The sequence below is a fragment of the Microcystis aeruginosa NIES-4325 genome (genome assembly GCF_008974145.1).
GTDB lineage: Bacteria > Cyanobacteriota > Cyanobacteriia > Cyanobacteriales > Microcystaceae > Microcystis > Microcystis aeruginosa_G.
In genome coordinates this window covers 239246-253098 of sequence record NZ_BJKP01000001.1, presented here as the reverse complement: position 1 = coordinate 253098, position 13853 = coordinate 239246, and the positions used below count along the sequence as shown (strand labels likewise).

Annotated in this window: 8 protein-coding genes and 2 pseudogenes; 3 read left to right on the top strand and 7 right to left on the bottom strand. The window is 41.5% G+C overall.

Annotated elements, in window-relative coordinates:
- A pseudogene (locus MiAbW_RS01155) lies at positions 1-726 on the top strand (IS630 family transposase); the annotation flags it as partial.
- Between the two features lie 138 nt (positions 727-864).
- Here MiAbW_RS01155 and MiAbW_RS01150 read toward each other — a convergent pair.
- The 4 genes and pseudogenes from MiAbW_RS01150 to MiAbW_RS01135 form a co-directional block, all read right to left on the bottom strand.
- Positions 865-1880: pseudogene (locus MiAbW_RS01150) on the bottom strand (IS630 family transposase).
- A gap of 632 nt (positions 1881-2512) precedes the next feature.
- Entirely contained in the window at positions 2513-3472 is a 960-nt protein-coding gene (locus tag MiAbW_RS01145; RefSeq protein ID WP_151694568.1) for a NodZ family protein, read from the bottom strand.
- A 24-nt stretch (positions 3473-3496) separates the two neighbouring features.
- Entirely contained in the window at positions 3497-4561 is a 1065-nt protein-coding gene (locus MiAbW_RS01140) for a sugar transferase (protein WP_151694567.1), read from the bottom strand.
- Between the two features lie 305 nt (positions 4562-4866).
- Positions 4867-5997 (bottom strand): type I restriction endonuclease, encoded by a 1131-nt coding sequence (locus MiAbW_RS01135; protein WP_151694566.1) that lies wholly within the window; start codon positions 5995-5997, stop codon positions 4867-4869.
- Between the two features lie 193 nt (positions 5998-6190).
- Here MiAbW_RS01135 and MiAbW_RS01130 point away from each other — a divergent pair, with 193 nt between their 5' ends.
- Both MiAbW_RS01130 and MiAbW_RS01125 read left to right on the top strand, forming a co-directional pair.
- Positions 6191-6640: a DUF29 domain-containing protein gene (locus tag MiAbW_RS01130; RefSeq protein ID WP_151694565.1), complete on the top strand. Its 450-nt coding sequence runs from the start codon at positions 6191-6193 to the stop codon at positions 6638-6640.
- 12 nt (positions 6641-6652) lie between these two features.
- The gene (locus tag MiAbW_RS01125; protein WP_002798269.1) at positions 6653-7402 is read left to right on the top strand and encodes an amino acid ABC transporter ATP-binding protein; all 750 of its coding nucleotides are present in this window, start codon (positions 6653-6655) and stop codon (positions 7400-7402) included.
- Between the two features lie 202 nt (positions 7403-7604).
- Here MiAbW_RS01125 and MiAbW_RS01120 read toward each other — a convergent pair whose 3' ends face one another.
- From MiAbW_RS01120 to MiAbW_RS01110, 3 genes are all read right to left on the bottom strand, one after another.
- Positions 7605-9170, bottom strand: coding sequence for a cation:proton antiporter (locus MiAbW_RS01120; RefSeq protein ID WP_151694564.1), 1566 nt, complete (start codon positions 9168-9170; stop codon positions 7605-7607).
- A gap of 174 nt (positions 9171-9344) precedes the next feature.
- Positions 9345-12647 carry an efflux RND transporter permease subunit gene (locus tag MiAbW_RS01115; RefSeq protein ID WP_151694563.1) on the bottom strand — a complete coding sequence of 1101 codons (3303 nt, stop codon included), beginning with the start codon at positions 12645-12647 and terminating at the stop codon, positions 9345-9347.
- A 6-nt stretch (positions 12648-12653) separates the two neighbouring features.
- Positions 12654-13853: a hypothetical protein gene (locus MiAbW_RS01110; protein ID WP_151694562.1), complete on the bottom strand. Its 1200-nt coding sequence runs from the start codon at positions 13851-13853 to the stop codon at positions 12654-12656.

The window sequence follows — 13853 nt, the reverse complement described above, 5'->3', positions numbered from 1 at the left end:
TCGAAGCTAACAATGATGCAACTCTCGAAGAATTATCGGACTTACTGTATGAAAAGACACAGGTGAAAGTCAGTAGAGCTACCCTAGGGCGGCTTACGCAAAAACTCAATTACAGTTTCAAAAAAAACACTACACGCGGCGGAAAAAGAAAGTGACAGGGTACAGCAAAAAAGAGTGGAATACTGGTCAGAAGTTCGGGAAATTGAGGCATCAAAACTAATTTTCATCGATAAATCGGGGGTAAATTTAGCCCTTTTGAGACTCTATGCTAGAGCCTTAATTGGCCGAAGAGATCGGGGAAGAAAACCACAAAAAAGAGGGAGAAATATTTCAATAATTAGTGCTATAAGCTTAGAAAAAGTTGTCGCATCAGTCAACATATACGGTGCAGTGGATGCGGTAACATTTGAAGGATTTATTCTAAAGTAAGTGCTGCCAAAAATTAAAGAAGGAGACTGTCTGATCATGGATAACGCCAAGATTCATCTCGGAGAAATGGTCAGAGAAATAATCGAACAAGAAAAAGCTAGACTCATCTATTTACCTCCTTATTCTCCCGAATTCTCTCCTATTGAAAACTTTTGGTCAAAAGTGAAAGCGATGTTAAGAAAACTGAAGGCGAGAACTTACAAAGACTTAATAGAAGGGATTGAATTGGCTATGTTACAAGTTACTCAAAAAGATATTCGGAATTGGTTTACTCACTGTTGCTACTGTACCTCATAAGTCAGAGAATTGTTATATCTAAATTAATCCTTAAGACTGCACCGGAGAAGGGAGCGCCGGAGATACTGAGAGTAAGTCCGATCATTTGTACTAAAATACCCATACTCAGTTTAAATACAGCACACTTGTACCCAATTTCTAAATTCCTGACAGACATAGAGCTTCTAAAATCCAAGACCATCCCGTTAAATACCCGATAGTGTCATTGGATAAACGATTTAAAAGAGCATCGAGTTTATCTCTTAAAGCATCAAGAGATTCAAAAGTTTCCCATGCCAGAAAATTTTTCAGGTACAGCCAAACTCTCTGTTGCGGGGTTAACTTCAGGACAACAAGAAGGTTGATAAAACAAGATAATATTGTCGGGAATTTCTAAGTGTCCCGCAATATGTGCAGGAGCGTTATCTACTTGTAAAATATGTAATTCATTGGGAAAAGCTTGCGATAGTTGTAATAGATATTCTCCGAAATAATCCCCATCTAAAGGGGAGAATTCCTAGAAGAAGCTTCTGCCCTGTCGAGGCTCTACAGCCACCTACTGCCAAAAGCATTGGAAGTTATCTTGAAAATTACCAATGGGCTTAACTCCGAAAAGAGTTATTTTATTCCGAGCAATAGTGTGACAACCAAATCTACTTTCATCCTCGCACCAAAAACTTACTTTCTCGTAACGCTTTACTTTCTCGCTTTCCCTGTCTAGTAAAGCTTTTAGTCGTTTAGATAAGTTCGCTTTAAACTCATCTACTTCGCCAGGCAATTGTCTCGGATTTCGTGGTCTAGGTACTTTTAATTGAGCTTCCTAATTCCTGTCTAACGAGATGATAAACTGTTGTATAGCTGACAGAAATTTCTCGAACGACCGAGAGCCAAAAATAAATCTCTTTATAGCTGGTAAAACCCACTGGGTCTTTTAATTCGTTTTGTAAAAGAGCGACTTCTTCTCCCGAAATCTTTTTCGGTCTTCCTGGTGGGTTTCCTTCAGATAATAATCCCTCGATTCCTCCTTTTCTGTAGAAACTTAACCAGCGATGGATTGTTCTTTCCCCTCGTCCCATGAATACCGCTAAATGGCGAACCGTCTCTACCTCCCCCATCTTCAAAAAATATAAGGACTGTACTTTAGCGTAGGCTAAACTACTTTTTTGTTGTTTCATTAATTCTTTTAAATCTTCTACTTACTCAACAATATCAATTTTGGGGACGACTGGCATCGCCAATTTATCCACTTAATCATCTTTTCTATAAGTATGCCATAGTTTTTGAAATTTGGTATTAGGAGTTCGTTGCCGTGTTGCCGTGGGAGCATCTCACCTTTGTAACGCCTAAATCGGGTTTTTATGTCAAGCTATTTTGAAAGCCTTGCTAGAAACCAGTTTTAGGGATAAATATAATTACTCACTTGCATAAATGAGATGCTCCCCGTTGCCGTTGACTTGGAGCTTGTTTTCTCATTCGCTATGCTCCAGACCACAAACCTGGTCTGAATTCAGCCTTTCTACCACGTCTTCAAATAACTCTCGTGCTTCTGTGAAACTTCCGCCTTCTTCTCTGCTTACCTCTGACATTTCTGTTCTTGCTCTCCTAAACTCTCGTGCTTCGTTGATTGGCTCTTCTCGACTTTGTGTGATAATTTTTGCTTATGAAATCGTGAAATGTTTACTGGGAAACACTTTTAGGACTATTTTGTTAAATAAACTATCAGTATAGACCTCGTTTCCACACAGAAACCAGAAGATCTGTTGATTTTTGATCAGGATACCATCTTTTTAAAAGAGCCGCACCGAAACTATTTGGCAATACCTCTAATTTTCGCTTTGACTTTTTCAACCAATGAAGAAGAATTAACATCGTGGAGATGTTGTTTACTGGCTTTACTTAGGATTGATGCCACTAAACCAAAGGAGGACTGAGAAGAAAAAATCAAATCATTACAACTGGCTAACAAATACATATCCATTAATGCTTCTATACCATTTTGAACGCGATCGGGACATTGATCCCAGTTCTGGTGCATTCTTTCTCCCGATGGTGGAAACCATTTTGGTGTGGTGATAATATTTGGGAATTCCTGTTGAAATTTTTCAACAACTTCTTGAGAATCTGTGGACAAGAAAATGCTGTTAAATTTATTGTTTTTGTTGATTTTTTTAGTAGTACTAATTAGCTTATCTAAAGGAATCTTCATGTCTGTATATCTGACATGAACGCCTAGGTTGTTCACTCCAAAGTGAGATGATTTGAAATCTTCGATAGACTGAACAATTTCAGGTTTCAGACTTAGATGAGAGTTTAATACCTGTTTGATAATAGTACGATCATCCATTTTTGCCAAGTAGTCGAACTTCCCATGAAAAAGTTGTCTCATCTGGTTGATTTTATGAGTATAAGCACAGAAAACCAGAATCTCACTCTCATAATTTGTTCTAGATAATTCAACCGACATAGATTGATCCGAAATCCTTAAATCTTTTCTTAGTCCACCAAAAGATTGATCTAAGTTATCAATCCATATCTCAGGATAGACAGACTTGCTATCAGGTATATATTCTACTGAACTGGTCTTTGGGCAGTTAAAAAATAGAGGGAAGGAGTTGATATCGTCATGACAATAAGTATTATCCCGCCAATCAATAACTAACTGGCGATTACTAATTTCACTATAGATTATTGCACCGCAGGCGGCCAGAATCCTGTTTCCCATGCCAGAGGAACCTTTACAAATCAGAAGTTTTCTAGAGCTATTCATATTTTTTATTAAGTATCTACTAAACTATAAACCTAGGCGACGGCGAGTTTTTTTGAAACTAAAGCGGGAGTGAGCCATAAATAGCTTCACAAATTCTAGGCGACTTTGAAGGTCACGATATTTTTTTAGGTAGTAAAATAGTGCTTCTAAATTAATAGAAATACCCTTTCGATACAGGTAATGCGCTAATTCTACCCCACTAATCTCATTTTTTAAGAGGTCAATTAACTCAAGACTGCTAGGTAAGCTATTGGGACGAAATGAGGAACTATAGGCAGAGTTTACCCATGATTGTTCTTTACCTTTATAGGTTTTGGATTCTGGGTGTCCAAAACCTATATTATAGATCAAAGAAGTTTTGGGAATAAGATGAACCCGATTTTGATACAAAGATGCAAGAGTAAGAGTAATAACCCAGTCAGTTTGCTCATTTCTCTCTAGCCAGAACTGGTTTATTATAGTCATTTTTGTTTGCACGGTGGCGGGTATATTATAGAATTTTCCAAAAGGATTATATTGTTTCGGCTGATTGATGAGAGCGATATCATTCCAGCGATCGGCCCAGATACCGAATCCCCAACAAAAAACTCTGCGAGAAAGAGCAAAATCCTCTTCGATCAAATGATATGCTTGTTCTGGAAAGGCTGCATATCCGCTAATCGAAAAGATTTTTTTATGTTCACGGTATGCCTCTAATAGACGGCACATCCTATCATAAAAATATGGATTGGGAAAGTTATCATCTTCCAAGTAAACAACAGATTCATAAGTGGATAGGACTTCTGTCAAGGACAAAATGACATTTTGATCACAGCCCAAATTTTGTGGTCTTAACCTTATATCTACTGGAATTTTACTAGAGAACTCTTGCAGTAAAGCAATTGTTTGATCGATCAGGGGTAGATCACGTTCACTTCTTGCTCCATCCACATAGGCAATGATCTGACGAGGAGATAGAATCTGTTGGGTTAAACCCTTTAAAACTTCCTTGAGTAGATCGGGACGAGTAAAAACTATTAAAATAACTGGCGGCAAAGAACTAGGTAAAGGCACTTCATCAAGAGACATTGGTAAATTTGTTAAATTCATAGACTACCGCAAAACAAAAATTTTAACATCTGCACAAATCATGCCCAATATGGTAACACCTTAATTTGACTGTGTCAAGCTTAATTACACTTCAATAACTCCCAGCTAGAATTTTTTGACCTTAACTTGAGAGAAAACTTTTGCTATCATGTTCGTATATTCTAGCTCCCGTCTCCTTTGCCTGACCAATTATTAACCGTAACTTCCTATCCCTAGATAAAATTTTACAACCATAATCAGCGATTACTAAAAATTATATCATTGAAAACCCCTATCGGTCATTAAAGAGATAGGGGCTAATTATTTTAGATACTTTCCGTTTGTTCTGACTTGCTTTTATAATTATCTTTAGTCAGATAGCGGATACGAGATTTCAGAAATTCAGCCAATCCATAAATTTCATCAAGACTGTCTATATTCGTGGTTGCTTCTTTCCCCGTTTCCACGTTATCGGGAATACTGATTGATTTCCTGCCAGTTTTTTTGAACCACAGACGACAGACTGTTTTGGTTACTTTTCCATCTAAGTTGATACCAAAATAACTTCTAGTGTCTTTGTATTGAATGCGTGCGGTATTGATTTCTTCCCGTAGAATTGATTTAATAATGTAAAATACTTCCAGTTTTTCGGGATTAATTCCAGGTTCCTCTGGTTCTTCTGGTGGAGGCTCTTCTGCTGCTGGTGTATCAGCAGGATTTGTTTCAGGTTCTTTTCCTAAAACTTCCTCAAATTTTTCTTTGATGATATCATTGATATACTCTTTTAGAGAACGCTTAATAATTTCTGTGAATTTTTCGACAACCGATGCAGTTCTCACTCCAGAATACACATGACTAACAAAAAACTTAACAAATTCGGGGGAAGGATCACTTAATTGCTGGGCAATCACTTTTTTAACTTCTTTTGTGTGCAATAAATTGCGAGCAACCTCTTTTATTTTGCCAGAATTGAAGTCAGATGTGCTAGTGCTAAATTTAGAAAATCGTTTTAATTCGTTAACAGAAGATTCGTCAAAGTCGAGGATGTTAAACTCAAAAAATGGCTTATTGTCCATGATATTATCCTTGACGATATCCGTATAAAACCGATAGATAATCCCATTAGTTAAAACTCCAAAGTTAGCTCCAGTTGCATTAAAATATCGATGCAGTTGGGAACTATGTTTAGGATGCTCAAGATTTTGATGACAGCTTTTACATTCCATCAAAATAATCGGTTGATTGTCCAAACAAATAGCATAATCTACTTTTTCCCCTTTTAATCCAGTTAAATCGGCACTATATTCGGGGTGAACTTCCATGGGATTGAACACATCGTAACCCCATGCTTGCAAAAAAGGCATAATAAAAGCTGTTTTGGTTGCCTGTTCGTTTTGGATTTGAGAACGAGAGGTTTCAACTTTTTGAGCAATTTCTTTGAGTTTATCGATTTCCATGATAGCCTCATTATCTAGGATGTGTGGGTTCTCAGCCTAACCATAATTTAACCTTTTTTTTACCTAAGGGTCAAGCATTTTTGACTGTCATCATCATTAATTCAAAAATATTTACACTAATCAACCGCATCTTTTATGCTATCATTCCTAGGAACGGGTTATTTTTAATCATGTCCCCATTTGATCAAAGACAATGCTTGCTTTAGAACAGCTTTATGAACGGGAGTATGATCGCTGGTTAAGCGAGACGATCGAGTTATTAAAAAATCGTCAGTTCGATCGGGTAGATTACGAACATTTAATCGAGGAGTTGGCAGCTTGGGGACGAAGCGAAAAAACTGCTGTTAAAAGTTTAAGTTTACAAATAATAATCCATCTCCTAATCTATCAATTTTGGACAACAGAAAGAGAAAGAAATAGTAATCATTGGGTGGCAGAGATGATCACTTTTCAAGTACAATTAGAAGATAAGCTCACAACCGATTTAAGCAAATTTCTAGAACTAGAGTTAGAAAATATCTATGAAAACGCTCGCTTAATTGCCGAAAAAAAGACAGGATTAAAAAATTTACCGATAATTTGTCCCTACTCTCTGACACAAATTCTTGAGAAACAGTGGTTTCCCGATACAGATAATCAATAAACTCTCAAAAATATGGAATCTCACAACAGTGAACCGATTATAATTGCCGAAGCGGTGGAAAAATGGTACGATAACCGCTTTCATGCTTTGCGGGGAGTCAATCTCACCGTTAATAAACAGGAAGTTGTCGTGATTATGGGGCCGTCCGGTTCAGGAAAATCTACCTTTATTCGCACTTTTAACGGGTTGGAATCCTATCAAAAAGGTCGCATTATTATTGACGGGATAACTGTTTCCCACAACCTGAAAAATATCGAGGCAATCCGTCAGGAAGTCGGCATGGTTTTTCAACAATTTAACCTCTTTCCCCATCTGACGGTATTAGATAATGTCACCCTCGGGCCGATGTGGGTGCGCGGTTGGAAAAAAGCGCAAGCGGAGGAAATAGCCAGAAAACTCCTCGAAAAAGTTGGGATTCTCGAACAAGCGCTTAAATATCCCCCTCAGTTATCGGGAGGACAACAGCAGCGGGTGGCAATCGTTCGCGCTTTGGCCATGCAGCCGAAGGTGATGTTATTCGATGAACCCACCTCAGCTTTAGACCCAGAAATGGTGCGAGAAGTCTTGGAAACGATGCAAAGTTTAGCCAAATCGGGGATGACCATGGTTTGTGTCACCCACGAGGTAGGATTCGCGCGAGAAGTGGCCGATCGAGTGGTATTTATGGATCAGGGTTTAATTTTGGAAATTGCCCCCCCAGCAGAATTTTTTAATCATCCCCAATCCGATCGAACTCAGCAATTTTTAGCAAAAATTCTTTGATTTTCCATGACTTGCTCTGCAAAATTAAGTTATCGAGCAGCTATCGAGTCAAAATATCTAAAACCTCAGATAAATTTGACATAATCTTAGGTTTTATCGATAGTATATTTGTACGTTGTTTTTTTCTCCTCCTGTCTCCTGTCTCCTGTCTCCTGTCTCCTTAGCTAACGGAAGATTTTGGATTTTTGCCGGAAATCTATTATTAAACCATCTCTTTTTCTTGTTCTACCTCGACTAAAAGGGGAACGAGATTTTCATTTAAACGACCGGCTCGAATTAATTCTGCGTAGGTATTAGCTTCGATATCGAGTAAAGTATCTTGAAATTGTTCGACCACCACATCTTTTAATTGTGGGTGTTCCTCTAGTAATTTTTGCAACTGATCGCCCAAGGACTTTAATTGTCGTTCCACCAGAGTTTTTTTGTAGCGATAAAATTCGGGATCGATATCGGGAAAACGTTCTGGTTGTTGCAGATAATTGGAAACCCTAGTTAAGGCAATTTGACGGGCAATTAAGGCCGAATATTCGCTCCGAATCGGTTGATCACCGATAAGATTGAGGGCATTTAACAGCCATTGTATAGATAATCCTTGCACCAATAAAGTAAATAAAACCACCCCAAAAACCACGTCAATAATTTCTTGACGGTAGGGGATAGACGTAGGAACACTTAACGCTAGGGCGATCGAAACCGATCCGCGCAATCCTCCCCACCATAACACCGTTCTTTCCTGAAAACTGATCCTATTGCCCGTCATTAGGTTACTAATTCCCCCTAGTCCAAAAATTGAGAACAGACGGGAAACCACCATAGCAGCGATCGCTATTAAAATCCCGGTTAAGTGACTGCCGAGACTCTCAAAACGGGTTTGATCACCGATCAGTAAAAAGATGATAGAATTGACAAAAAAGGCGATAAATTCCCAAAATTCGCTAACTACCAAGCGCGTGCGGGGACTCATACCAATGCGCGAACCGAGATTACCGAGAATAATCCCGACAATTACCACCCCAATTACACCAGATCCGCCTAATTTTTCCGTGACGAGATAGGTTCCATAGGCAGAAACTAGAGTCAGAGACTGTTCCACGAAAGGCAGATCGAAGCGTTGGGTAAGGTAGGAAATGCCGAAACCGATCACGCAACCCACACCGATGCCAATCCCCACAAAGGTGCAGAAACGAGCGATCGTCACGGGGACGGAAAAGGTATCGACTCCCAAGGGAATCCCAACCAAGAGGACAAAAGCCACCACAGCGACCCCATCATTAAAGAGACTTTCCCCTTCCATCAGGATCGTCAGTTTTTTACTGGCCCCCAATTCTTTAAATAGGGCAATTACAGAGACGGGATCGGTGGCAGCTAGGGCAGCACCCAACAGAAACGCGATCGATAGGGGTAAATTGGCAAAGATATGTAGGGGATAGGCGACCCCCAAAACAGAGATAATCACCCCGATAACGGCAAAAAGGACAATAGTAATCCAATATTCCTTTAATTTAGCCCAGGGAATATTCCAAGCGGCTTCAAAAAGGAGGGGAGGCAGAAAAATTTCCAGAATTAATTCTGGGGAAAGATTAACTAGACGCAAATCTAAGAAAGCTAAACCCATACCGACAATAACTAACAGCAGGGTGTAGGGAATTTTGCGGAGGAAGGCAACAGTTCTCGATAAAGTGGCAACACTCAAGGAAATGGTCAAAACCAGCAGGAATTGCTCTAAATTATGAGCGATCGCCTCGTTAGCAGTAGATTCTAGACTCATTATTTTTAGTTATCAGTTATCAGTTATCAGTTATCAGTTATCAGTTATCAGTTATCAGTTATCAGTTATCAGTTATCAGTATTAAGTGGCAATTGCGGGGCTTTCTTTTTTCTTTTCAGTGATTACTGTTTACTGATTACTGATTACTGATCACTGAAAAAGACTCCTAACACCCTAGTCATTCGGGGACTGAGGAGAGATTTTCAAAGAGGAAATGGCCCCTTCTTCTATGGGGGTTTCTGATGTATTTCTTTCGCCACCGAGAGAAGGAGTTTTACTATTGCCAGAACCGCCATCTTTGGGGGGTTTCGAGGAGAGGAATCGGGCTTCGAACTGTTTGATCAGCACATACAACACCGGGACAAGAAATAAACTCAACACCGTCGAAATCAGATAACCGCCTAGGATTGCAGTTCCCAGAGACCAACGACTCATCGCTCCGGCGCCGGAAGCGATAACCAAGGGCAAGAAACCGACTAAACCGGAAATAGCCGTCATCAGAATCGGTCTTAAGCGTTCCGTCGAGGCCCGGGCTGCCGCATCGGGAATACTTAAACCCAAAGTACGGGACTGGTTAGCGAATTCCACGATTAAAATCGCATTTTTTGCCGCTAAACCGATTAACATGACCAAAGCCACCTGAGCATAGATATTATTATTCACCGTCGGGAAGAGACTACCCACTTGTAGGAAATTCGCCCGCAACAGTATGGCCCCCATGGCACCCAGGATCGCTAGGGGAACGGTAATCATGATGATAATCGGGTCAATGTAGCTTTCGTACTGGGCCGCAAGGACAAGGAAAACCACGATAAAGGCTAATCCGAAGATGACTGGGGCAGCCCCGGCGGAAGTTTTTTCTTGAAAAGCTGTACCCGTCCAAGCGTAACCGAAACCGGGCTGCAGGACTTTCCGACAGACATCTTCCATCACTGCGATCGCCTGTCCCGTACTAAAACCGGGGGCGGGATTACCCTGAACGTTAATCGAGGGATAGAGGTTAAAGTTAGTGATAATCGGTGGATAGGTGAAGCGTTTGACGCTAACTAAACCCGATAGGGGAATATTGGCCCCGGTACGGGAACGGACGTAAAGACGGTTAATATCTTCGGGATTAGAACGATAATCCGCTTCTGCTTGGGCAAAGACTCGATACAAGCGATCGCCTAGTACGAATTGGTTGACGAAGTTGGAACCGAGATAGGTTTGCAGGGTACCGAACACGGCCTGCATATCGACGTTTTGCGCCTGTAGCTGGTTACGATTGATGGAAAGTTCCAGCATCGGCGTGTCGGTGGTAAATTGGGTGAAAATTCCCGATAATTCCGGTCTTTTTCGGGCCTCGGCCATGACGTTATTAGCGTTGGCAATCAAAGCATCCATGGGGAAAGAAGCGCGGTTTTGGATAAATAACTCGAAACCGCCGGTAGAACTTAATCCATCCACGGGGGGCGCATTAACGGCGAAAGCGCGAGCATCTCGGACTTTAGTGGCTAATTCTCGGTTAATTTTCCTAAGAATGCCGAAAACTGACTTATCTTCCCCAGTCCGTTCCGACCATTCTTTTAACTTGACAAAAAATAGCCCTTGGTTGCTGCCACTTCCAGCAAAACTAAAGCCCGCCATACCGACAAAGTGATCGATTTCTTCGATACCGTCGAGAATTTCTTCGTTAATCTGACGGATAACCCCGTCGGTGTAGCGCAGGGAAACCCCGGGGGGTGCTTGCACCAAAACGAAGGCATAACCTTGGTCTTCTTCGGGGATAAAACCCTGGGGAGTGGTATTGTAACTCCAAGCTGTGAGCAAGAGGGCGGCGATAAAGAAGGGTAAAACCAGAAACCGAACTCGGATCAGAAATTCGATCGAGCGTCGATAACCTTCTTTAACTGCGTTGAAACCCCGATTAAAGCCCTCGAAAAACAGTCCCAAGGGTCCGCGGGTGCCTTGGGGCGGTTTCATGATAATCGCCGACATGGTGGGGGAAAAACTGAGGGCGTTAAAGGTGGAGATCAGAATTGAAGCGGAGATGATGACGGCAAATTGTCGATAAACGATCCCCACCGTACCGGGGAAGAAGGTGACGGGAATAAAAACCGCAAATAGTACAAGAGAACTGGCAATTACCGCCGAGGTTAACTCACCCATGGCATCGAGGGCAGCTTGAAATGGCCGCATCCCCTGTCGTAATTTTTCCGATACCGCCTCTACAACCACGATCCCGTCGTCCACCACTAACCCGGTGGCTAGAATGACGGCAAACAAGGAGAGGTTATTGAGAGAATAGCCTAAAGCGAGGGCGACGGCCATGGTTCCGATCAAAGATACGGGAATAGCGATCGCTGGAATGATCGTGGTGCGCCAATCCTGAAGGAAGATAAAAATGACTAGAATAACGAGTAAAATCGCCTCCACCAGAGTGCCAAGAGCTTCTTCGAGGGAGGCGGCGACAAAGGCGGTATTATCGAGGGTAATGGCGATATTTAATCCTGGAGGGAAACTCGGTTCTAGTTCCGCCATTTTTTCTTTTACCAGTTTGGCAGTATTCCAAGCGTTGGAACCGGGCAACTGATAGACGATATAGACGACGGCGGGGGATTTGTCGAAATAGGCGGCGGTACTGTAGTTTTCGGCTCCGATTTCTGCCCGTCCCACGTCTTTAATGCGGATTAAATCGCCATTTTCCCCGACTTTGACGACAATATTTTCCGCTTCCTCCCCGGTGGCAACCCTACCAACGGCGCGAATGGCGATCTGGAATTGCTGATCTTCGGGACTGGGATCACCGCCAATTGTCCCCGCACCCACCTGAATATTCTGTTCTCGGATCGCCTGTACTACTTGTTCCGCCGATACACCCCTAGCGGCTAAAGCATCGGGATTAAGCCAAAAACGCAGGGCGTATTCCCTCTCCCCGATGATCGTTGTACTACCAACACCCTCGATCCGGCGAATCTCGGCATCGATAACCCGATCAACAAAGTTACTTAAAAAGACCGTATCGTAGGGATAATTGCCCTTTTCGTCCGGTTTGGCGGAAATCCCGTAGGCAAGGGTAACGCTGGGGGATTGGGTATTGGTTGTCACCCCCTGCCGGTTCACTTCTTCCGGTAAACTGGCGGCGGCGGTACTGACGCGGTTTTGTACCAAGACTTGGGCAATGTTGCGATCCATTTCCACCGGGAAAAAGACATTCACCGTACTTTGTCCAGTGTTGGTACTCTGGGACTGCATATAAACAATCTGTTCTGTCCCGTTAATCTGGCGATCGAGTACCGTGGTAACGTTATCCTGTACGGTTTTGGCATCGGTTCCCAAATAGTTGGCATTTACCGCTACCTGAATAAATGCCAACTGGGGCAGTTTTTCTAGCGGTAAAAAGGGAACGGCGATCGCCCCGATCAAAACGATTAAAATCGAGCAAACTGTGGTCAGAACGGGTCTTTTAATGAACGTATCGGCAATGCTAAGGATCATAGGGCGTTACTGGTTCATTTTTTCTAGGATAGTTGCTGCAGTGGGAGATTTACGAGTCAGATAATTAAATATTAATAGTTTAAAGATGGTATCTAGGATAACGGGAACAGTGGCCACAAACAAGCTAATAAATGTAATATTCTCGCGCCAACCAAAGTGCCGGAACAAAGTTTCTAAGATTACCGTCCAACCTTCCGCAGAGTGAAACCCGACAAATATATCGGTAAAGAGAATAAAGATAAAGGCTTTGGTGATATCATTTAAGCTAAGAAAATAACGACTAACATAAGCTCGTGTAATCGCCAATTGTTGACGACCAAAAATTAAGATGGCGACAAAGGCTATCAGTCCAGTCATATCCGATAGTAAGTTTTTCCAACCATCTTGACTTTCATAACCCGCTTCTCTGAATAATTCCTCGACCTGTTCCCGAAAATTTTCTTCTGATTCATGCCCTACTTTTGCTACTCCTAAAACCTGCTTGATTTCTTTAATTTCTTGAAGTCTAGCAAATTCCCTGAGATATTTTTCGCCAATTTCCTGAGAAATATAAACCTCTGATATTTTCTCTCTGTCCACACCAAAATAGTTTAAAACAGGGCTAAAAATAAAGTTTCTACTAATAACCTGTACCGAGAGAGGAACTAAAATAATAATCAGTATAAAACGAATAGCAATCCGTTGCTGTTGTCGCAAGGTACGGAGTTGTTTGATGACATTTTGTTCGTATTCGGGGGTTAATTCTTGCTGGAAGTTAAAAAATTTATTACCAGTTGCAGGAGAAATTGTCTGGTTAGTTTTGTCTCTAGAGCTATCACCAGTGAGATTGGTATTAGGCAGATTTGGGGTTTGATTATTCGGTAAAGGGGGCAGCAATTCCTCTAAGTCTAGGCGATATTTACCGATAATATCTTCGATCGCATTTAAAGTCTCTAGGATGTTATTATTTTCTGGGTTAGTTTGCGGATTGATAAAATTACCCAGACGCACTTGAGTTAAATCGAAACGTATCTGGAACAATTCTCGCTCTAGGGTACTTTGAAAGTAATCATAAACACTTTTTCCTCCCAGGGCAGCCGGGGAAATTTTTTGTCCCCCAAAATGTTTATCTTCGATCGCTTTAATTTTCAGTGCTCTCTGATAAGCTGATTCTAAGGCTACTAAAGAGCGTCTTTCTACCCATTGATTAACTCGATTCCAAGGCAC

Coding starts and splice junctions, on each gene's coding strand:
- MiAbW_RS01115 (WP_151694563.1), bottom strand. CDS start 12,647: ATGATCCTTAGCATTGCCGATACGTTCATTAAAAGACCCGTTCTGACC.
- MiAbW_RS01125 (WP_002798269.1), top strand. CDS start 6,653: ATGGAATCTCACAACAGTGAACCGATTATAATTGCCGAAGCGGTGGAA.
- MiAbW_RS01145 (WP_151694568.1), bottom strand. CDS start 3,472: ATGAATAGCTCTAGAAAACTTCTGATTTGTAAAGGTTCCTCTGGCATG.
- MiAbW_RS01140 (WP_151694567.1), bottom strand. CDS start 4,561: ATGAATTTAACAAATTTACCAATGTCTCTTGATGAAGTGCCTTTACCT.
- MiAbW_RS01120 (WP_151694564.1), bottom strand. CDS start 9,170: ATGAGTCTAGAATCTACTGCTAACGAGGCGATCGCTCATAATTTAGAG.
- MiAbW_RS01130 (WP_151694565.1), top strand. CDS start 6,191: ATGCTTGCTTTAGAACAGCTTTATGAACGGGAGTATGATCGCTGGTTA.
- MiAbW_RS01135 (WP_151694566.1), bottom strand. CDS start 5,997: ATGGAAATCGATAAACTCAAAGAAATTGCTCAAAAAGTTGAAACCTCT.